Consider the following 21171-nt stretch of genomic DNA (forward strand, 5'->3'; position numbering starts at 1 on the left):
GCCTGTACTTTCAACACCTTCAGTGATTGATAGTCAGCATTCGCGAGCTCTACGCTCACTCCTACTGTCTGTGCGCGCCTAACCTTTGGTAATCAGGTTACCGGCGTGCAGTCCGCATTCTTTCTGGGTGGCTTCTTCCCACCACCAGCGGCCTTCGCGCTCGTGCTGGTTGGGCAGTACCGGGCGGGTGCATGGCTCGCAGCCGATGCTGATAAAGCCGCGCTCGTGCAGGCTGTTGTACGGCAGCTCGAGCATGCGGATATAGCCCCACACTTCTTCGCTGCTCATCTGCGCCAGCGGGTTGAATTTGTACAGCGCACGCTCCGGCGTCGAAAAGGCACCGTCGATTTCCAGGGCTGCCACCTGGCTGCGGGTGCCTGGGCTCTGGTCGCGGCGCTGGCCGGTGGCCCATGCCTTCACGGTGCTGAGCTTGCGCCGCAGCGGTTCGATCTTGCGCACGCCGCAGCATTCGCCATGGCCGTCCTTGTAGAAACTGAACAGGCCCTTCTGTTTGACGAAAGGCTCCAGTTTGCTGTGGTCCGGCGACACCAGTTCGATGTCGATGGCGTAGGTCTCGCGCACCTTGTCGATGAAGCGGTAGGTTTCCGGGTGCAGGCGACCGGTGTCGAGGCTGAAGACCTTGACGTTCTTGTTGATCTTCCAGGCCATGTCCACCAGCACCACATCTTCGGCGCCGCTGAACGAGATCCACAGATCGTCGCCAAAGTGGTTGAAAGCCAGCTTCAGGATGTCCTGTGGTGACTTGTTGGCGTACGTCGCCGCCAGTTCGGCTACGTCGAAAGGTTGGCTCATCAGGTGTGTTCCTAATACAAGGGTGGCGCTTAAGCGCTCGTGATGGCGGTTATGGTAACAAAATCCGCCCGCCGTGAGCGCAACCTCCTGGCTTGCACAACCACGCCAACAGCCCCTAAAGTGCCGCTTCTTTTCGCCCCATCAAGGAGTGTGCTGTGGAAATTGCCTGTCTTGACCTGGAAGGTGTGCTGGTCCCGGAAATCTGGATTGCCTTTGCCGAAAAAACCGGCATCGAGTCGCTTCGCGCAACCACCCGGGATATTCCCGACTACGACGTGCTGATGAAACAGCGCCTGCGCATCCTCGACGAACATGGTCTGAAGCTGGGCGATATCCAGGAAGTGATCGGCACCCTCAAGCCGCTGGACGGCGCCATCGAGTTCGTCGACTGGCTGCGCGAGCGCTTTCAGGTGGTGATTCTGTCCGACACCTTCTACGAATTTTCCCAGCCGCTGATGCGCCAGCTGGGTTTCCCGACCTTGCTGTGCCATCGCCTGATTACCGACGAGACCGACCGGGTGATCAGCTATCAGTTGCGCCAGAAAGACCCCAAGCGTCAATCGGTGCTGGCGTTCAAGAGCCTGTACTACCGCGTGATCGCAGCCGGTGATTCGTACAACGACACCACCATGCTGGGCGAAGCCGATGCCGGCATCCTCTTTCACGCCCCGGAAAACGTCATCCGCGAATTCCCGCAATTCCCGGCGGTGCACACCTTCGAAGACCTGAAGAAAGAATTCATCAAGGCCTCGAACCGCACGTTGAGCCTGTGATTTTCATGGCAGGGCTTACAGGGCTTCGAGTGTCTTGAGCAGCACGCCGACCTTGGTGAAGCACTCCTGATACTCGGCCTCGCAATCGGAGTCGGCGACGATACCGCCGCCGGCCCAGCAAGACACCTGACCGTCCTTGACCAGCAGGCTGCGGATGGCGATGGAGCTGTCCATCTCGCCGCGCACATCGAGATACATCAGCGAGCCGCAATACACCGCGCGACGGTGCGGCTCCAGTTCATCGATGATCTGCATGGCGCGGATTTTCGGCGCGCCGGTGATCGAGCCGCCGGGGAAGCTGTCGGCGATCAGGTCCAGGGCATCGCGCCCCGGCGCCAGCTCGCCGGTGATGCTGCTGACCAGATGGTGCACATTCGGGTAGCTTTCCAGGCCGAACAGTTGCGGCACCTTGACCGAGCCGATACGGCAAGTGCGGCCCAGATCGTTGCGCAGCAGGTCGACGATCATCAGGTTTTCTGCGCGGTCCTTGGGGCTGGCCAGCAATTCATTGGCCAGTTGTTCGTCTTCAGTGGCATCGCGACCCCGTGGGCGGGTGCCTTTGATCGGCCGGGTCTCGACCTGATTGTGGCTGACCCTGACAAAACGCTCCGGCGACACGCTCAGAATGGCGCCGCCATCGGCCAGAGGCATATAGCCTGAAAAGGGCGTCGGGCAAGCGGCGCGCAAGGCCACATACGCGGCCCACGGATCTCCGCTGCAATCGGCCTGAAAGCGCTGGGTCAGGTTGACCTGGTAGCAGTCACCGGCCTGAATGTAGGCCTGCAAACGCTCAAAAGCAGCCTGATACTGGTCGGCACTGAGGTTGGCCTTGAACGGTGCGGTCAAACGGAAGTGGCCCGCTGTTTCAGTAACTTCTTGAGTGAACAGGGTGATCAGGCGCTGGCGTTCGGCCTCGGTCAGTGACGGGTGAAACACCAATTGGGTGGTTGCCGTTTGATGGTCGGTGACTGCCGCCCAGGCATACAGCCCCAGCTGCGCATCGTTTAGCAGTAGGTCATCGATGGACTGCTGCGGCAAGGCCTCAAGGCGCCGGCCAAAATCGTAGCTCAGATAACCGATCAGGCCACCGGCAAAGGGCAGCTCGCAGCCTTCAGGCAGTTGCGCCTCACCCAGCAGCGCCAGCTGTTCGCGCAGGTGGCGCAAAAATGCCGCCCCGGATTGCCCGGGCGTGCACTGCACCTGCGCCAGCGGCCAGGCACTGAACAGGTCGAAGCGCCCCCGATCGGCACCCGGCCGGCCACTGTCCAGAAGCACCGCGCCCGGCGCCTGGCGGATCCGGGCAAAACAGGCGGCTGGGTCTGGGGCGTAAGGCAAGGAGTGCAACGTGCAGGTTGGCATGCGGGACTACAGTCGATAACAGAAAGGCGCTGATTGTAGTCACCAGCAGCGTCTATGCACAGACCTTGTCGCGCTGGCGGTTTCAGGCCGTCGGCACATGCCCGAACAGTTCCTGCACAAACCTGACCCGCTCCTGCGGCGTCTGCTGGTCGCCATTGAGCGCCAGCTGTTCCAGGTGCGCTTCCACCGCCTGGGTGCGCAGGGTCAGGCCGCAGTCGTTGGCGATCTGGATATTCAGGCCGGGGCGGGCGTTGAGCTCCAGAATCAGCGGGCCTTTTTCCTGGTCCAGCACCATGTCCACGCCGATATAGCCCAGCCCGCACAGCTCGTAGCATTCGGCGGCCAGCTTCATGAAGCCGTCCCAATAGGGCAACTGCACGCCATCCACGGCATTGGCGGTGTCGGGGTGCTTGCTGATGATGCGGTTCAGCCAGGTGCCCTTGAGGGTGATGCCGGTGGCCAGGTCCACGCCCACGCCGATGGCGCCCTGGTGCAGGTTGGCCTTGCCGCCCGATTGACGGGTCGGCAGGCGCAACATGGCCATCACCGGGTAGCCCATCAGGACGATGATGCGGATGTCGGGCACGCCTTCGTAGCTGATGCTCTTGAAGATGGTGTCGGGGATGACGCGGTACTCGATCAGCGCCCGGTCGCGGTGGCCGCCCAGCGAGTACAGGCCGGTCAGGATGCTGGAAATCTGGTGCTCGATTTCCGAGCGGCTGACCAGCCGCCCGGAAATGCTGCGAAAGTTGTCTTCGAAGCGGTCGGCGATCACCAGGATGCCGTCGCCGCCGGCACCCTGCGCTGGCTTGATGACGAAATCGTCGTGGCCGTCGATGATCTTGCCGAGGTTGTCGATCTGCTTTTCCGTGGAAATCACCCCGTACATCTGCGGCACATGAATGCCGGCAGCGATGGCGCGCTCCTTGGTGATGATCTTGTCATCGACGATCGGGTACAGGCTGCGCTTGTTGTACTTGAGCACATAGTCGGCGTTACGCCGGTTGATGCCCATGATCCCCTTGGCTTCCAGCGCCTTCCAGGTCTTCCACCAGCCGATCATTTGGCGTCTTCCTTGAGGAAGGCGCGAAAACGCACCAGCTCGGTCAGGCGGTAGCCGCGGTAGCGACCCATGGCCAGCATGAAGCCGACCAGCACCAGCAACACGGCCGGGAAGGTGAAGACGAAATAGGTCAGTTGCGGCACGGTCATGATCAGGAACGCCAGGGAGGCTGCGAACAGCGTGCCGATGGCGACTTTCATGGCATGGCTGGCGCCGCGCTCTTCCCAGGTGATCGACAGGCGCTCGATGGTCATGGTCAGGATCACCATCGGGAACAGCGACACCGACAAGCCGCGCTCCAGGCCCAGCTTGTGGCTGAACAGGCTGATGGCGGCGATCAGCACCACGACAAAGGTCAGCACTACCGACAGCCGTGGCAGCATTTGCAACTTGAGGTGTTCAAGGTAGGAGCGCAGCGACAGGCCCAGTGCGGTGATCACGGTGAATAACAGGATGCCGAAATCCAGCTGCGTCTCGCGAAACGCCAGCGCGATCAGCACCGGGGTAAAGGTGCCCAGGGTCTGCAGGCCGATCAGGTTGCGCAGCACCAGAATCACCAGCACGCCGATGGGGATCATGACCATGATCATGAAGCTCTGCTGGGTTTGCAGCGGCAGGCCGTACAACGAATAGGAGAGGAAGTCGGCGTCGGTGTTTTCGTCGGTCAGTTGCGCCAGGCGAATGGCGTTCATTTCACTGTTGTTCAGGGTGAAATTCACCGTGGCCTTGCGCCCGCCATCGACGGTGATCAACGGCTCGTCGCCGATCCACCACAGCATGCGGTCTTCAGGCAGGCCCGATTCACCGGTCTCGGGGTTGAAGTACAGCCATTCCTTGCCATTGAAGCTGCGCACCCACAGCTCGGGCACCTGCGGCTGGCCGGCTTCGAGGCGAATGGTGTGAACCTTCTCCATCGGTACGTGGGCGATGGACAGCAGCAGGTCGGTCACCTGCGCCTTGCGCGCCGCCGAATTGTCGCCGGCGAGCAGCAGCCGGGCGTTGTCGTCGCTGGCGTTGTTGACCCGCTTGATGGCTTCGCTGATGAAGGTTTCGACATCCGCCGAGTGCTGGCGAATCGGCGCCAGCAGCGCGTCGGCGGCGATCTTCTCTGCGCCTTCTACCGGCAGGCTGTCGCGGAAGATCGGTCCCTTGAGCTTGGGTTTGTCGGCGCTGTAGCGTTTGGTCAGCACCAGGCGGTAATACAGGGTCTGGTTGCCATTGGCGCGGCGCGCCGACCAGGTGACTTTGCGGTTGGCGTCAACGCGATTGACGCTGACCCCGTAATTATTGGAGATAAAGCTCTCGTTGAGGCTGATGTAGTCCTGCGCCAGGGGCGGGACAAACATCTGCACCTTGACCGAGTCCTTGGGGCTGGCGACGAATTCGACCTTGGCGTCGATGTTCCACAGGTCATCGGTTTCGTCTTCGGTCATCGGCATGCCGAGTACCAGCACCTGCCAGGCCGTGATTGCCAGGCCCAGGGTCACCAGGATGGCGATCAGTACTTTCAGATGGAGGGTAAGCGCGCGCATGGGATTACTCTGCGTTTTGAGCGATGTTGTCGGTGCAGGCGGGCTTGCCGGCGGCATATTTCAGACTGGGGTCGACCAGCGCGTTAAAGCGCTTGAGCGCATCGGCGCCAATCAAAAGCGGGTATTGGAAAGCACGACGGTCGGTCAAGTTCACTTCCAGGTTGTGTAAATCTTTGCCCAGGCAGATATCCATGCGGATCACCGGGCGGTCGCTGTATTGCTGCCTTGCATTGGCGCCCAGGTCATCGGCGCGGCGCTTGATCTTGCCGACACGCACCAGTTGCCGCTCGATGGGGTGCGCATGTTGCTGGTCAATGGCCAGATAAAAACGTACCCAGTCCTGCTCGTTACGGCGGAAATATTCGATGTCACGGGCACTGAGCGACGCGGTGTGGGCGCCGGTGTCGAGCTTGGCCGGTATTTGCAGGTCGATCTCTGGCAGGTGGGCGTATTCGTTCAGGCCGTAGATGGATTTTTCATTGGCGAGGGCGGGCAGGGAAAGCAGCAACAGGCACAGCAGCGTGAAACGTTTCATGAGGTTCTGGCGCGGGTAAAAAGGCCGGCATTCTACCATGCAGGGTGTATGACGCCAGCAATCAGCCGCGCTGTGCTGAGCGGCAGAAACGGCGGCACGTATTAGACGATTGTCGACAATCTGTTATTTGTCTTTGACGCTGAGGTGTGTAATGGCTAGATTATTGGCTATGCGCTGATCGAGGTGTCGACAATATGCTGGATGTGCTTGAGCCTGCACTGCCTGCCGGGCAAGAAACAGAAACACTCTCCGAGAATGTGTTCCGGCGTATTCAGGCGGCCATTGTCAGCGGCGAGATTGCCCCAGGCAGCAAAATCTCGGAGCCGGAGCTGGCTCGCACCTACGGCATCAGTCGTGGACCGCTGCGCGAAGCCATTCACCGGCTGGAAGGGCAGCGGCTGGTGGTGCGCATTCCGCATGTCGGCGCGCGGGTGGTGTCGCTCAGCCATGCGCAGATGATCGAGCTCTACGAAATTCGTGAATCGCTCGAAGGCATGGCCTGCCGCCTGGCCGCCGAGCGGATGAGCATCGAACAGATCGACGAGTTGCGCCGGGTGCTCGACACCCATGAGCGCGACGCGGCGTTCCAGGCCGGCATCGGTTATTACCAGCAGGAAGGCGACTTCGATTTCCATTACCGGATCATTCAGGGCAGCGGCAACCAGACCCTGAGCCAGATGCTCTGCGGCGAGCTGTACCAACTGGTGCGCATGTACCGCATTCAGTTCTCTTCCACGCCCAATCGCCCGCGCCAGGCTTTCGCCGAACACCACCGCATTCTAGACGCCATCGCCGAGCGCGACGGCGAGCTGGCCGAACTTCTGATGCGCCGCCATATCGGCGCCTCCCGACGCAATATCGAGCGCCACTATCAGGCCGCTCACGACCGAGGTGAAGCATGAGTCATTCACACACAACCCCCGGCCAGCGCTTGCGCGATGCGGTGGCCAGCGAGCATCCCTTGCAAGTGGTCGGCACCATCAATGCCAACCATGCGCTGTTGGCCCAGCGCGCCGGTTTCAAGGCCATTTACCTTTCCGGCGGTGGCGTGGCAGCAGGCTCGCTTGGCCTGCCGGACCTGGGTATCAGCGGGCTGGAGGATGTGTTGATCGATGTGCGGCGCATCACCGATGTCTGTGAGTTGCCGCTGCTGGTGGATGTCGACACCGGCTTTGGCGCCTCGGCCTTCAACGTGGCGCGCACCGTGCGCTCGATGATCAAGGCAGGAGCCGCAGGCATTCATATCGAAGATCAGGTGGGCGCCAAGCGCTGTGGTCACAGGCCCAACAAGGAAATCGTTCCGCAGCAGGAAATGGTCGACCGCATCAAGGCAGCGGTGGATGCACGGACCGATTCAAGCTTCGTGATCATGGCGCGCACCGACGCGCTGGCGGTCGAAGGCCTGGACGCGGCTCTTGAGCGTGCTGCCGCGTGCATCGAGGCCGGCGCCGACATGGTGTTCCCCGAGGCGATTACCGAACTGGCGATGTACAAAGCGTTCGCCAGCCGCGCCGGTGTACCGATTCTGGCCAACATTACCGAGTTCGGCGCCACGCCGCTGTTCACCGTCGAGCAATTGCGCGAGGCCGATGTAGCGCTGGTGCTGTATCCGCTGTCGGCGTTTCGCGCGATGAACAAGGCGGCCGAAAACGTCTTCAACGCCATCCGCCGCGACGGTACCCAACAGAACGTGATCGACACCATGCAGACGCGCATGGAGCTGTACGACGCCATCGACTACCACCGTTTCGAACAGAGTCTCGATGCGTTGTTTGCCCAGAAAAAGGCGTGATCGGGTAAAAATTGTTCATTCCCAGACAAAACAGAGAACCGGAGAATGCAATGGCTGAAGCAAAAGTATTGAGTGGCGCCGGCCTGCGCGGTCAGGTCGCCGGCCAGACTGCCCTGTCCACCGTTGGCCAGGCGGGCGCAGGACTCACTTACCGTGGTTACGACGTGCGCGACCTGGCCGCGGGTGCCAGTTTCGAGGAAGTCGCTTATCTGCTGCTCTACGGCGAACTGCCGACCCAGGCACAACTGAGCGACTATCAACAGCGCCTCAAGGGCCTGCGCGATTTGCCGGCGGCGCTCAAGGAAGTGCTCGAGCGCATACCGGCGGCCACCCATCCGATGGATGTCATGCGCACCGGCGCGTCGATGCTCGGCACGCTGGAGCCGGAAACCTCGTTTGCACAGCAGCACGACGCCACCGACCGCCTGCTCGCGGCGTTTCCGGCAATCATGTGCTACTGGTATCGCTTCAGTCATGACGGTCAGCGCATCGAGTGCGTGACCGACGAGGCCGACATCGCCGGGCACTTCCTGCACCTGTTGCTGGACAAAAGCCCCAGTGAGCTGCACCGCAAGGTGATGAATGTCTCGCTCATTTTGTACGCCGAGCACGAATTCAACGCCTCGACCTTTACCGCGCGGGTCTGCGCCTCGACCCTGTCGGACCTGTTTTCCTGCATCACCGCGGCCATCGGCACCCTGCGCGGGCCGTTGCACGGCGGGGCCAACGAAGCGGCGATGGAAATGATCCAACGCTTTGCCTCGGCCGAAGACGCCACGCAGGGCACGCTCGACATGCTCGCGCGCAAGGACAAGATCATGGGCTTTGGCCACGCGATCTACCGCGACTCGGACCCGCGCAACGAGGTGATCAAGGGCTGGTCGCGGCAGCTGGCCAGCGAAGCCGGCGACACGGTGCTGTTCCCGGTGTCAGAGGCCATCGACAAGGTCATGTGGGAGCAGAAGAAGCTGTTCCCTAATGCCGACTTCTACCACGCCTCGGCGTACCACTTCATGGGCATCCCGACCAAGCTGTTCACGCCCATCTTCGTCTGTTCGCGGCTGACCGGCTGGGCCGCTCACGTCTTCGAGCAACGGGCCAATAACCGCATCATCCGTCCGAGCGCCGAATACACCGGCGTCGAACAGCGCGCGTTTGTGCCCATCGAACAGCGTAAATAGCGTGCCCGAACGGGCAGGGAGGCCGCTGATGAGCTTCCCGCCCTCTCTTTGTCTACCGTGACCGAGCCTTCGAACCATGAATCTTGACTACCGCAAATCCCTGCCCGGCACTGCGCTGGATTACTTCGATGCCCCGTCGGCGGTCGAGGCGATCGCGCCCGGCGCCTGGTCCCGGCTGCCGTACACCTCGCGGGTACTGGCGGAAAACCTGGTGCGCCGCTGCACGCCCGAAACGCTGACGGCATCGTTGACCCAGTTGATCGAGCGGCGTCGCGACCTGGACTTTCCATGGTTTCCGGCGCGGGTGGTGTGTCATGACATTCTGGGCCAGACCGCGCTGGTGGATCTGGCCGGGCTGCGCGATGCCATCGCCGATCAGGGCGGGGACCCTGCGCAGGTCAACCCGGTGGTGCCGGTGCAATTGATCGTCGACCATTCGCTGGCGGTGGAATGCGGTGGCTTCGACCCGCAGGCGTTCGAGAAGAACCGCGCCATCGAAGACCGCCGCAACGAAGACCGTTTTCATTTTATCGACTGGACCAAAAAGGCCTTCAAGAACGTCGAGGTGATCCCGCCGGGCAACGGCATCATGCACCAGATCAACCTGGAGAAAATGTCGCCGGTGATCCAGGTGCGCGAGGGCGTTGCGTTCCCGGACACGCTGGTCGGCACCGACAGCCATACCCCGCACGTCGATGCGCTGGGCGTGATCGCCATCGGCGTCGGCGGCCTGGAGGCCGAGAACGTCATGCTGGGCCGCGCCTCGTGGATGCGCCTGCCGGACATCATCGGCGTCGAGCTGACCGGCAGCCGCCAGCCGGGCATCACCGCGACCGATGTGGTGCTGGCGCTGACCGAGTTCTTGCGCAAGCAAAAGGTGGTCGGTGCCTGGCTGGAGTTTTTCGGTAGCGGTTCCGCGAGCCTGACCCTCGGCGACCGCGCCACCATTTCCAATATGGCGCCGGAATACGGCGCCACCGCCGCGATGTTCTCGATCGATAATCAGACCCTTGATTACCTGCGTCTGACCGGGCGTGAAGAGCCGCAGGTGCAGCTGGTCGAGCACTATGCGAAAACCCTCGGGCTGTGGTCCGACAGCCTCGCCGAAGTCGAGTACGAGCGCGTGCTCAGCTTCGATTTGTCCAGCGTAGTGCGCAACATGGCAGGGCCTTCCAACCCGCATGCGCGGGTGGCCACCACTGATCTGGCGGCCAGGGGCATCGCCGGGCCCTGGCAAGATGTGCCGGGACAGTTGCCCGATGGCGCGGTGATCATCGCCGCCATCACCAGTTGCACCAACACCAGCAACCCGCGCAACGTGATCGCCGCCGGCCTGCTGGCGCGCAATGCCAACCGTCTGGGCCTGACCCGCAAGCCGTGGGTCAAGTCGTCGCTGGCCCCGGGCTCCAAGACCGTGGCGCTGTACCTGGACGAAGCCGGCCTGACCACCGAACTGGAACGCCTCGGCTTTGGTGTGGTGGCGTTTGCCTGCACCACCTGCAATGGCATGTCTGGTGCGCTGGACCCGGTGATCCAGCAGGAAATCATTGACCGCGACCTGTATGCCACCGCGGTGTTGTCGGGCAACCGCAACTTCGATGGGCGCATTCACCCGTACGCCAAACAGGCGTTCCTGGCCTCGCCGCCGCTGGTGGTGGCGTATGCGATTGCCGGCACCATCCGTTTCGACATCGAGCAGGATGTGCTGGGCGTGGTCGATGGCCGGGAAATCCGCCTCAAGGACATCTGGCCCGCCGACGAAGAAATCGACGCCGTGGTGCGCGCCTCGGTCAAGCCGGAGCAGTTTCGTCAGGTGTACATCCCGATGTTTGCCATCGAGGCCAATGACGAACAGGTCGAGCCGCTGTATGAATGGCGCCCGACCAGCACCTACATTCGCCGCCCGCCGTACTGGGAAGGGGCGCTGGCCGGCGAGCGCACCCTCAAAGGCATGCGCCCGTTGGCGGTGCTGCCGGACAACATCACCACCGACCATTTGTCGCCGTCCAACGCGATCATGGCCAGCAGCGCGGCCGGCGAATACCTGACGAAAATGGGCCTGCCCGAAGAGGACTTCAACTCCTACGCCACCCACCGCGGCGACCACTTGACCGCACAGCGGGCGACCTTTGCCAACCCGCAGCTGGTTAACGAAATGGCCGTGGTCGATGGCCAGGTCAGGAAGGGTTCGCTGGCGCGCATCGAGCCTGAAGGCCAGGTCACGCGCATGTGGGAGGCGATCGAAACCTACATGCAGCGCAAACAGCCGCTGATCATCGTCGCCGGCGCCGACTACGGCCAGGGTTCGTCCCGCGACTGGGCGGCCAAGGGCGTGCGTCTGGCCGGTGTCGAAGCCATCGTCGCCGAAGGGTTCGAGCGCATTCACCGTACCAACCTGGTGGGCATGGGCGTGCTGCCGCTGGAGTTCAAGCCTGGCAGCAACCGCCTGAGCCTGGGCATTGACGGCACCGAAGTGTTCGATGTGATTGGTGAGCGCACGCCCGGCGCGACCTTGACACTGGTGATTGCGCGCCGTGATGGCGAACGCCTGGAAGTGCCGGTGACCTGTCGCCTGGACACCGCCGAAGAGGTGTCGATCTACGAGGCCGGTGGCGTGCTGCAGCGTTTCGCTCAGGATTTCCTGGCCGGCCTGTAGGAGCGCGCTTGCCCGCGACCGAGTGCGCAGCAGTCGTAAATTGCAGCGTTTGATCAATTTTTATGGCCGCTTCGCGCCCAGTCGCGGGCAAGCGCGCTCCTACGGTCGTGACATTTTTACAAGGGAAGCCATTCATGACTCATCAAGCACAGCTGCGTATCCCCGCCACTTACATGCGTGGCGGCACCAGCAAAGGCGTGTTCTTCAACCTCACCGATCTGCCCGAGGCCGCGCAGGTGCCGGGCCCGGCCCGCGATGCCTTGTTGTTGCGGGTGATCGGCAGCCCCGACCCGTATGAAAAGCAGATCGATGGCATGGGCGGCGCGACGTCCAGCACCAGCAAGACCGTGATCCTGTCGCGCAGTGCGCGCGAAGGCTTCGATGTCGATTACCTGTTCGGCCAGGTGGCCATCGACAAGCCGTTTGTCGACTGGAGCGGTAACTGCGGCAATCTCTCGGCGGCGGTCGGTGCCTTTGCGATCAGCAGCGGACTGGTGGCGCCCGAGCGTATTCCACACGAAGGCGTGGCGGTGGTGCGTATCTGGCAGGCCAATATCGGCAAGGCAATCATTGCCCATGTGCCGATCACCGCAGGCCAGGTGCAGGAAACCGGCGATTTCGAACTCGACGGCGTGACCTTTCCGGCGGCCGAGGTGCTGCTTGAGTTTCTTGATCCGGCGGCCGATGAAGAGGGCGCCGATTCTGCCACCGGCATGTTTCCGACCGGCAATCTGGTTGATGAATTACAGGTGCCGGGGTTTGGCCCGCTCAAGGCGACGCTGATCAATGCCGGTATTCCAACGGTGTTCATCAATGCGCAGGATCTGGGCTACAGCGGCCGTGAACTGCAAGGCGATATCAATGGCGACCCCAAGGCGCTGGCGCTGCTGGAAAGCATCCGTGCCCAGGGCGCGCTGCGCCTGGGGCTGATTGCCAGTCTGGAGCAGGCCGCGCAGCGTCAGCACACGCCAAAAGTCGCCTTTGTCGCAGCGCCTGCCGATTATGTGGCGTCCAGCGGCAAACCGGTGCGGGCACAGGATATCGACCTGCTGGTGCGGGCGGTGTCGATGGGCAAGCTGCACCACGCGATGATGGGCACTGCCGCCGTGGCCATCGGCACGGCGGCGGCGATTCCCGGCACGCTGGTCAATCTGGCCGCCGGTGGCGAACCGCGCAGTGCGGTGCGTTTCGGCCACCCCTCCGGCACCTTGCGCGTCGGCGCCGAAGCGCAACAGGTGCAAGGGCAGTGGCAAGTCACCAAGGCCATCATGAGCCGCAGCGCGCGGGTATTGATGGAAGGCTGTGTGCGCGTGCCGCCAACAGGTTTATAGCGGCGGACGCTGCAGCTTGACCCATTCCTGCACCGACGGCCGTTGCCATTGGCGGCTGGCGTAATCGATCAGCGATTGCGGCACCGCGTCGTCATTGAGGATCAGGCGGTTAAGCATCACCGCCAGATCGACATCGGCAATCGACCACTGGCCGCAAAGATGTTCGCGGCCATCTTGCAGCAGGCTTTGCGCGGCCGCGATCAGGGTATCGGCCGCCATCTGGGTCTCGACGGACAGCGGCGCTTCGGCCTTCTGGCCATAAAACACCACCAGGGTTGAGCGTTCGCTGCGGATCGGCAGCAAATCGCTACGCAGCCAGGCCTGGACCTGTCGGGCGCGGGCGCGTTGTTTCGGGTCTTGCGGGTAGAGTCTGGCGCCCTCGAATGTGTCTTCTAGGTACTCGGTAATCGCTGAGGACTCCGACAAGGCAAAGTCGCCCTGTACCAGCGTCGGTACACGCCGGGTCAGCGACAGGCTGGCGTAAGCATCGCGATGCTGTTCGGCCTGGTGCAGGTTGACCTGCACCAGATCGAAATCGATGCCTTTTTCGCGCAGGGCGACAAAGGCCGACAGGGCATACGGGCTGGTAAAGCGGGCATCGACATGCAGTTGCAGAGGGACAAGGCTCACGGGTTCATCTCCTTATGGCGGGAGAGAGCACGCTACGTGATTGTCGGGCTTAAATGAAATTCTGGATTTCTATGCCGGCATTCCTCGCGGGAATGCCGGCATCTGATTATTTGAAGCGGCGCTCGACGCCTTTTTCGACCAGCACTTTGGCCGAGATTTCTTCGACCGAGAAGTGCGTGGAGTTGAGGTTGGGAATGTTCTCGCGGCGAAACAGACCTTCGACTTCGCGCACTTCAAATTCGCACTGCGCGTAGCTGGCATAGCGGCTGTTGGGCTTGCGTTCGTGGCGGATGGCGGTCAGCCGGTCGGGGTCGATGGTCAGGCCGAACAGCTTGTTGCGGTGATTTTTAAGTGCCGCAGGCAGTTGCAGGCGTTCCATGTCGTCTTCGGTCAGCGGGTAGTTGGCCGCGCGGATGCCGAACTGCATGGCCATGTACAAACAGGTCGGCGTCTTGCCGCAGCGCGACACGCCGACCAGGATAATGTCGGCCTTGTCGTAATAATGGGTGCGTGCGCCGTCGTCGTTGTCCAGCGCGAAGTTCACCGCTTCAATGCGCTCCATATAATTGGAGTTGTGACCAATGGAATGGGATTTGCCCACCGAATAGGAAGAGTGTGAACTAAGCTCCTGCTCCAGCGGTGCCAGGAAGGTCGAGAAGATGTCGATCATGAAGCCATTGGAGGTCGCCAGGATCTCGCGAATTTCCTGGTTGACGATGGTATCGAAGATGATCGGTCGCACATCGTCGCGTTCGGCGGCCTGGTTTATTTGTTGTACCATCGCCCGCGCTTTCTCGACGCTGTCGATGTAGGGCCGGGTGAACTTGCTGAACGTAATGTTTTCAAACTGCGCCAGCAAACTCTGTCCGAGGGTCTCGGCAGTGATACCGGTACCATCGGAGATGAAGAACGCGGATCGTTTCATTTGCGGCCCTGGCCTTAAGCTGATGACGATTCTTGGATATGATAGGCGCGTCTGCCGGCCTTCGGGTCTGCATTCTCGCTTTTTCCAGGTCCGGGCCACAAGCGCCCGGGCACATGAGCTTTTCCCAACAACGAACAATAGTTAGTGGAGAGATCACCTTGGTAGAGTACGTAGTTTCCCTCGATAAGCTCGGCGTCCATGATGTGGAGCACGTGGGAGGCAAGAACGCATCCCTCGGCGAAATGATCAGCAACCTCGCAGGCGCTGGCGTTTCGGTGCCCGGTGGCTTTGCCACCACGGCCCAGGCCTACCGTGATTTCCTTGAGCTGAGTGGTCTGAACGATCAGATTCACGCCGCCCTGGACGCTCTGGATGTCGACGACGTCAACGCCCTGGCCAAGACCGGTGCGCAGATTCGTCAGTGGATCATGGAGGCTCAGTTCCCCGAGCGCCTCAACGCCGAGATTCGCACCGCCTTCGAGCAGTTGTCGGCCGGTAACCCGAATCTGGCCGTGGCCGTGCGTTCTTCCGCCACCGCCGAAGACCTGCCCGACGCCTCTTTTGCCGGTCAGCAGGAAACCTTCCTGAACATTCGCGGCGTGGACAATGTGATCCGCGCCACCAAAGAGGTCTTCGCCTCTTTGTTCAACGACCGCGCCATTTCCTACCGCGTACACCAGGGCTTCGACCACAAGCTGGTGGCCCTGTCGGCCGGTGTGCAACGCATGGTGCGCTCCGAAACCGGTACGGCCGGCGTGATGTTCACCCTGGACACCGAGTCGGGTTTCCGTGATGTGGTGTTCATTACCGGCGCCTATGGCCTGGGCGAAACCGTGGTGCAGGGTGCGGTCAACCCTGATGAATTCTATGTCCACAAGGACACGTTGACCGCCGGCCGCCCGGCCATCCTGCGCCGCAACCTGGGCAGCAAGGCGATCAAGATGATCTACGGCGAAGAAGCCAAGGCCGGCAAGTCGGTCAAGGTGGTCGATGTCGACGCCGCCGAACGCGCACGCTTCTGCCTGACCGATGCCGAAGTCAATGAGCTGGCCAAGCAAGCCATCATCATCGAGAAGCACTACAAGGCACCGATGGACATCGAGTGGGCCAAGGACGGTGACGACGGCAAGCTGTACATCGTTCAGGCCCGCCCTGAAACCGTGAAAAGCCGCAGCAATGCCAACGTCATGGAGCGCTACCTGCTCAAGGAAAAAGGCAGTGTGCTGGTCGAAGGCCGGGCCATCGGCCAGCGCATCGGCGCGGGCAAGGTGCGCATCATCAAGGACGTCTCGGAGATGGACAAGGTCCAGGCCGGCGACGTGCTGGTTTCGGACATGACCGACCCGGACTGGGAACCGGTCATGAAGCGCGCCAGCGCCATTGTCACCAACCGTGGCGGGCGTACCTGCCACGCGGCGATCATCGCCCGTGAACTGGGTATTCCGGCAGTCGTAGGCTGCGGCAACGCCACCCAGTTGCTGACCGACGGCCAGGGCGTGACCGTGTCCTGCGCCGAAGGCGACACCGGTTACATCTTCGAAGGCGAGCTGGGCTTCGACATCAAGACCAACTCGGTCGATGCCATGCCCGACCTGCCGTTCAAGATCATGATGAACGTCGGCAACCCCGACCGCGCCTTCGATTTCGCCCAGTTGCCCAACGCCGGTGTCGGCCTGGCGCGCCTGGAGTTCATCATTAACCGCATGATCGGCGTTCACCCCAAGGCGCTGCTCAACTATGCGGGCCTGCCGCAGGACATCAAGGACAGCGTCGACAAGCGCATCGCCGGTTACAGCGATCCGGTCAGCTTCTATGTCGACAAGCTGGTCGAGGGCATCAGCACCCTGGCCGCCGCCTTCACCCCGAAAAAGGTCATCGTGCGCCTGTCGGACTTCAAGTCCAACGAGTACGCCAACCTGATCGGCGGCAAGCTGTACGAGCCCGAAGAAGAGAACCCGATGCTGGGCTTCCGCGGTGCCTCGCGTTACATCAGCGAGAATTTCCGCGACTGCTTCGAACTGGAGTGCCGCGCCCTCAAGCGTGTGCGTGAAGACATGGGCCTGACCAATGTCGAGATCATGGTGCCGTTCGTGCGTACCCTGGGCGAAGCCAGCCAGGTCATCGAATTGCTGGCGGCCAACGGCCTGAAACGCGGTGAAAACGGCCTGCGCATCATCATGATGTGCGAACTGCCGTCCAACGCGATTCTGGCCGAAGAGTTCCTCGAGTATTTCGACGGCTTCTCGATCGGCTCCAACGACCTGACCCAGCTGACCCTGGGCCTGGACCGCGATTCGGGGGTGATCGCTCACCTGTTCGACGAGCGCAACCCTGCGGTCAAAAAGCTGCTGTCCAACGCCATCCAGGCGTGCAACAAGGCCGGCAAGTACATCGGCATCTGCGGCCAGGGTCCTTCGGACCATCCGGACCTGGCGCGCTGGCTGATGGAGCAGGGCATCGAGAGCGTTTCGCTCAACCCTGACTCGGTGCTCGAGACCTGGTTCTTCCTCGCTGAAGGCCAGGCGCCAGCTTGATGTGATGCGATGACGTTCCGGGCCGTCTACAAGGTTCGGGATGGTCAGGAAAGGCGGTTCCCTCAGGGAACCGCCTTTTTTAATCCAGTCGTTTTGTGCCACTCAAAGGCCGGACGCCTTTGAATTTTTGATCAAGAACACTATGCAAAGCAGCAGCTCCCTATTTCCTGTGGCCTTGATGAGCGCCGAACGTCGTGGCGATCTGGTCGAAGACGTTTATCGCCTCAAGCCCGGCAACAGCCCCGATGCGACTGTAGAACTGGCTGTCACCCGTCTGGGGCTGGCCGATCAGTCCGCGGCGCGCGGCACGCCAGTAATTCTGCTGCATGGCAGCTTCTCCAACCGGCGCTTCTGGTATTCGCCCAAAGGCCTGGGCCTCGGGCCTTATCTGGTGCGTGCAGGCTTTGATGTGTGGATCGCCGAGATGCGCGGCCATGGCCTGTCGGCGCGCAATGCCAACTATCGTGGCAACCGGGTCGCCGATTACGCCCGTTACGACTTGCCGGCCATTGGTGCTTTCGTCAAGGAACTCAGCGGCCAGGTGCCGCACTGGCTTGGCCATTCGCTGGGCGGTACGACGTTGGCGGCGGCGCTGGGCGGCGAGTATCTGGGCCAGGACGATGCTGCATCGGTGGCGCTGTTCGGCAGCCAGGTCAGCCGTTACTACTGGCCGCTAAAAATCCCGCCGGTGCAATGGACCGGACGCTTGCTGCTGCGCCCGTTCGAGCATATTTCCGGGTCGCGCTTCGAACGCGGTCCCGAGGATGAGCCCATCGGTATCGCGCTCGAAAGTATGCGCTGGCATGGCTTGTTCGGCCGTTTCGGCGACCGCGACAGCAACTGGTGGACCGGGCTTGCCAATACGCGCGTGCCGGTGCTGGCGGTGGCCGCCGAAGGCGATCATCAGGACCCGCCGTGGGCCTGCCGCCTGCTGCTTGAGCGCTTTGGCTCCCGGCAACGCCAGTTTCTCTGCCTGGGGCGCAAGCAGGGCTTCAGTGAAGATTTCGACCATGTGCGCATGCTGGTCAGCCAGGCCGCTCAGGAACAGGTCTGGCCGCAGGTGCTTGAATGGCTGCAACAGCGCCCGGTCGGCGAGTCATTGCCGGTCGCCGAAGAGGTCGAGAGTGTGACGGTTGAAACCTGAGCCCTTGCGCAATGGCCTTTGGCTGGGTACGGTCCGCCTCTAGCATGCCCGAACAAGTGAATTGAACAATGTTTGACGAAGCCAACGCGCAGTGGGGGCTGGTCCATGCCCTGGTATTGGATGGCAACGGCGGTGCACGACAAATGGCGCGCACCGAGCTGGATCAATTGCAACTGCAGCCGCACGAAAGCCTGTGGCTGCACTGGGACCGCAGTCACCCTCAAACCCATGCCTGGCTGCGCAATGACAGCGGCCTGAGCGAATTCAGCTGCAACCTGTTGCTGGAAGAAAATACCCGGCCGCGTTTGCTGTCGCTGCCCGATCAGCAATTGCTGCTGTTTTTGCGCGGGGTCAACCTCAATCCCGGTGCCGAGCCCGAAGACATGGTTTCGGTGCGCATCTTTGCCGCCGTGCAACAGGTCATCTCCCTGCGCCTGCGGCCGTTGCGCGCCACTGAAGAGTTGATCGGCAAACTGCTCGAGGGGCGCGGGCCCAAAACCGCCTCCGAGCTGATCCTGAGCCTGTCGCAGCTATTGACCGACAAGATTCAGGACCTGGTCGGCGACCTGACCGAGACCGTCGACGAGGAAGAAGAGCGCAACGACGCCGACGAATGCTACAGCCCCGACCACGGCGCCCTGTTGCAGGTGCGCCGCCGCGCCGCCGGTTTACGGCGTTTTCTGGCGCCGCAGCGCGATATCTTCGGCCAGTTGTCGCGCAGCCGCCTGACCTGGTTCGTCGATGACGACGTTGATTACTGGAACGAGCTGAACAACAGCATGACCCGCTATCTGGAAGAGCTGGAGCTGACCCGCGAGCGGCTCGGCCTGTTGCTGGATGCCGAAGACCGCAGGCTCAACGAGCGGATGAACCGCACCATGTACCGTTTCGGGATCATTACCGGCATTTTCCTGCCCATGAGCTTTCTGACCGGGCTACTGGGGATCAACGTCGGCGGTATTCCGGGGTCGGACAATCCGTACGGTTTTCTGACCGCCTGTGGCCTGATCGTGGCCCTGGCGGCAGGGCAGTGGTGGCTGTTCCGGCGTTTGCGCTGGTTGTGAAATATGTTTCATCTTTGCATGACGACCGCTGTGTGACTCGTTTGCCCAAGGTCGCGTCTCCCTGTGACATTGCGTGAGGTGGCAGATGCACGATCCATTCGAAGAATCCCTGCGAGACATGCTCAAGGCATCGTCCTCTACCCGGGATGACGATGCCTGTCTGGGCCGCGTCCTGAAAACCGCCAACCGGCAGGTCGGCGCCGGCGTACTGTTCGGCCTGCTCGGCCGCTGGACCCAGGCCATGATGATTGCCGTCAATAACGGCAGTGCCCACGTTTCCCCGGTTTCGCGTCGCAGCAAACCTGTTGCTCGCCCTGTCGATAAGGCTGATTGAACATGGAATTGGATCTCTGGACCCAGAGTCTCGTGACTGCAATGACGGCATTGTGGACCAAAATCGCAAACTTCATCCCCAGCCTGTTCGGCGCGCTGGTGGTGGTGCTGCTTGGCTTTGTCGTGGCCAAGCTGCTCGACGCCCTGTTGTCCCGGTTGCTGGCCAAGCTGGGCCTGGACCGGCTGATGAACGGTACCGGGCTGACCAAGCTGATCAGCCGTGCCGGGGTCAAGGTGCCGATCTCGACCCTGATCGGCAAGATTGTCTATTGGTTCGTGTTGTTGATTTTTCTGGTCTCGGCTGCTGAATCGCTGGGGCTGCAACGGGTTTCCGCGACCCTGGACATGCTCGCGCTGTACCTGCCGAAGGTATTTGGCGCCGCGCTGGTGTTGCTGGTGGGCGTACTGCTGGCACAATTGGCCAATGGGCTGGTACGCGGGGCGGCAGAAGGCGTAGGCGTCGACTATGCTGCGGGTCTTGGGCGTGTTGCACAGGGGCTGGTGATCATCATCAGCCTCTCTGTGGCAATCAGTCAGCTTGAAGTCAAGACTGACCTGCTCAACCATGTGATCGTCATCGTGTTGATTACCGTGGGCCTGGCCGTCGCACTGGCGATGGGACTGGGCAGCCGGGAAATCGCCGGGCAGATCCTGGCGGGTATTTATGTACGTGAACTCTTTCAGGTCGGCCAGCAGGTGCAGGTCGGCGATATCGAGGGGCAGATCGAAGAAATAGGGACGGTCAAAACTACGCTGTTGACCGATGATGGGGAGTTGGTTTCGTTTTCCAACCGGATTCTTCTCGAGCAGCGTGTTAGCAGCCGTTAAGCGGCTAACCTGCTAATCTGTGCCGCCACAATATCGCCTGTTCACAGGCGATGGCGGCCTTTGACCTGACTTTCGGCACGATTCGTTTTGAATAAACCCTCTCCGCTATCGCAGCGTTATGAACCCCATGAACTCTCGGATGAGGAGCTGGTTGCGCGCGCCCATGATGAGCTGTTTCATGTGACGCGGGCTTACGAAGAGTTGATGCGTCGCTACCAGCGCACTCTTTTTAATGTCTGCGCACGCTATTTAGGGAACGATCGCGACGCGGACGATGTCTGTCAGGAAGTGATGCTTAAGGTGTTGTATGGCTTGAAAAATTTCGAGGGTAAATCGAAATTCAAAACCTGGCTGTACAGCATCACCTATAACGAATGCATCACTCAGTATCGAAAGGAACGGCGTAAGCGTCGCTTGATGGACGCTTTAAGTCTTGACCCGATCGAGGAGGCGTCTGAAGAACGGACGCCCAAACCTGAAGAACGGGGCGGGCTTGATCGCTGGCTTGTGCATGTGAATCCGATCGATAGGGAAATTCTGGTGCTGCGTTTTGTCGCAGAGTTGGAATTCCAGGAGATCGCAGACATTATGCACATGGGCTTGAGCGCGACTAAAATGCGCTACAAGCGGGCTTTGGATAAGCTGCGGGAGAAATTTGCAGGTATTGCCGAAACTTAA

General features: G+C 61.4%; 20 protein-coding genes. 12 read left to right on the forward strand and 8 right to left on the reverse strand.

Annotated features, from left to right (window positions below; translation table 11 throughout):
• Positions 1-78: 78 nt before the first annotated feature.
• Entirely contained in the window at positions 79-813 is a 735-nt protein-coding gene (locus tag ACYAS9_RS16730; protein ID WP_463569384.1) for a phosphoadenylyl-sulfate reductase, read from the reverse strand.
• Between the two features lie 155 nt (positions 814-968).
• Between ACYAS9_RS16730 and thrH the strand changes: the two genes are divergently transcribed.
• Positions 969-1586: a bifunctional phosphoserine phosphatase/homoserine phosphotransferase ThrH gene (thrH, locus tag ACYAS9_RS16735; protein WP_463569385.1), complete on the forward strand. Its 618-nt coding sequence runs from the start codon at positions 969-971 to the stop codon at positions 1584-1586.
• A gap of 15 nt (positions 1587-1601) precedes the next feature.
• On the opposite strand, the gene pabB is transcribed toward thrH, so the two are convergent.
• From pabB to ACYAS9_RS16755, 4 genes are all read right to left on the reverse strand, one after another.
• The gene (pabB, locus tag ACYAS9_RS16740; protein WP_463569386.1) at positions 1602-2945 is read right to left on the reverse strand and encodes an aminodeoxychorismate synthase component I; all 1344 of its coding nucleotides are present in this window, start codon (positions 2943-2945) and stop codon (positions 1602-1604) included.
• Between the two features lie 82 nt (positions 2946-3027).
• A complete protein-coding gene (locus tag ACYAS9_RS16745) occupies positions 3028-4005 on the reverse strand; it encodes an alpha-L-glutamate ligase-like protein (protein ID WP_463569435.1) in 978 nt (325 codons plus the stop codon).
• Positions 4005-5540, reverse strand: a complete 1536-nt coding sequence (gene rloB, locus ACYAS9_RS16750) for an osmotic stress tolerance membrane protein RloB (protein WP_463569387.1) — start codon at positions 5538-5540, stop codon at positions 4005-4007. The genes ACYAS9_RS16745 and rloB overlap by 1 nt, the downstream gene beginning before the upstream one ends.
• A 4-nt stretch (positions 5541-5544) precedes the next feature.
• Positions 5545-6075, reverse strand: a complete 531-nt coding sequence (locus tag ACYAS9_RS16755; protein WP_463569388.1) for an ATP-dependent zinc protease family protein — start codon at positions 6073-6075, stop codon at positions 5545-5547.
• 194 nt (positions 6076-6269) lie between these two features.
• Here ACYAS9_RS16755 and ACYAS9_RS16760 point away from each other — a divergent pair, with 194 nt between their 5' ends.
• The 5 genes from ACYAS9_RS16760 to prpF all read left to right on the forward strand — a co-directional run bounded on the left by ACYAS9_RS16760 (position 6270) and on the right by prpF (position 13035).
• Complete coding sequence (locus ACYAS9_RS16760; protein WP_463569389.1) at positions 6270-6977, forward strand: GntR family transcriptional regulator; 708 nt, start codon at positions 6270-6272, stop codon at positions 6975-6977.
• The gene (gene prpB, locus ACYAS9_RS16765) at positions 6974-7867 is read left to right on the forward strand and encodes a methylisocitrate lyase (protein WP_463569390.1); all 894 of its coding nucleotides are present in this window, start codon (positions 6974-6976) and stop codon (positions 7865-7867) included. Before ACYAS9_RS16760 ends, prpB begins: the two co-directional genes overlap by 4 nt.
• A gap of 50 nt (positions 7868-7917) precedes the next feature.
• Positions 7918-9048: a bifunctional 2-methylcitrate synthase/citrate synthase gene (gene prpC / locus ACYAS9_RS16770; protein ID WP_463569391.1), complete on the forward strand. Its 1131-nt coding sequence runs from the start codon at positions 7918-7920 to the stop codon at positions 9046-9048.
• Positions 9049-9124: 76 nt separating this feature from the next.
• Complete coding sequence (gene acnD, locus ACYAS9_RS16775) at positions 9125-11704, forward strand: Fe/S-dependent 2-methylisocitrate dehydratase AcnD (RefSeq protein WP_463569392.1); 2580 nt, start codon at positions 9125-9127, stop codon at positions 11702-11704.
• Between the two features lie 134 nt (positions 11705-11838).
• Entirely contained in the window at positions 11839-13035 is a 1197-nt protein-coding gene (gene prpF / locus ACYAS9_RS16780; RefSeq protein ID WP_463569393.1) for a 2-methylaconitate cis-trans isomerase PrpF, read from the forward strand.
• On the opposite strand, the gene yfcF is transcribed toward prpF, so the two are convergent.
• The 3 genes from yfcF to ACYAS9_RS16795 all read right to left on the reverse strand — a co-directional run bounded on the left by yfcF (position 13030) and on the right by ACYAS9_RS16795 (position 14802).
• Entirely contained in the window at positions 13030-13665 is a 636-nt protein-coding gene (gene yfcF, locus ACYAS9_RS16785; RefSeq protein ID WP_463569394.1) for a glutathione transferase, read from the reverse strand. The two genes, prpF and yfcF, sit on opposite strands and share 6 nt — an antisense overlap.
• A 106-nt stretch (positions 13666-13771) precedes the next feature.
• The gene (gene ppsR / locus ACYAS9_RS16790; protein ID WP_463569395.1) at positions 13772-14590 is read right to left on the reverse strand and encodes a posphoenolpyruvate synthetase regulatory kinase/phosphorylase PpsR; all 819 of its coding nucleotides are present in this window, start codon (positions 14588-14590) and stop codon (positions 13772-13774) included.
• Between the two features lie 14 nt (positions 14591-14604).
• A complete protein-coding gene (locus ACYAS9_RS16795; protein ID WP_463569396.1) occupies positions 14605-14802 on the reverse strand; it encodes a hypothetical protein in 198 nt (65 codons plus the stop codon).
• On the opposite strand from ACYAS9_RS16795, the gene ppsA reads away from it, so the two are divergent.
• The 6 genes from ppsA to sigX all read left to right on the forward strand — a co-directional run bounded on the left by ppsA (position 14749) and on the right by sigX (position 21171).
• Positions 14749-17124 (forward strand): phosphoenolpyruvate synthase, encoded by a 2376-nt coding sequence (gene ppsA / locus ACYAS9_RS16800; protein ID WP_463569397.1) that lies wholly within the window; start codon positions 14749-14751, stop codon positions 17122-17124. The two genes, ACYAS9_RS16795 and ppsA, sit on opposite strands and share 54 nt — an antisense overlap.
• A gap of 142 nt (positions 17125-17266) precedes the next feature.
• A complete protein-coding gene (locus ACYAS9_RS16805; RefSeq protein ID WP_463569398.1) occupies positions 17267-18268 on the forward strand; it encodes an alpha/beta fold hydrolase in 1002 nt (333 codons plus the stop codon).
• A gap of 68 nt (positions 18269-18336) precedes the next feature.
• The gene (locus ACYAS9_RS16810) at positions 18337-19332 is read left to right on the forward strand and encodes a zinc transporter ZntB (RefSeq protein ID WP_463569399.1); all 996 of its coding nucleotides are present in this window, start codon (positions 18337-18339) and stop codon (positions 19330-19332) included.
• 85 nt (positions 19333-19417) lie between these two features.
• Complete coding sequence (locus ACYAS9_RS16815) at positions 19418-19666, forward strand: CrfX protein (protein WP_459745315.1); 249 nt, start codon at positions 19418-19420, stop codon at positions 19664-19666.
• A 2-nt stretch (positions 19667-19668) separates the two neighbouring features.
• Positions 19669-20493 carry a mechanosensitive ion channel family protein gene (locus tag ACYAS9_RS16820; protein WP_463569400.1) on the forward strand — a complete coding sequence of 275 codons (825 nt, stop codon included), beginning with the start codon at positions 19669-19671 and terminating at the stop codon, positions 20491-20493.
• 87 nt (positions 20494-20580) lie between these two features.
• On the forward strand, positions 20581-21171 hold the full coding sequence (sigX, locus tag ACYAS9_RS16825; protein ID WP_463569401.1) for an RNA polymerase sigma factor SigX: 591 nt from the start codon (positions 20581-20583) through the stop codon (positions 21169-21171).

This window comes from Pseudomonas sp. HP_08, assembly GCF_055284095.1.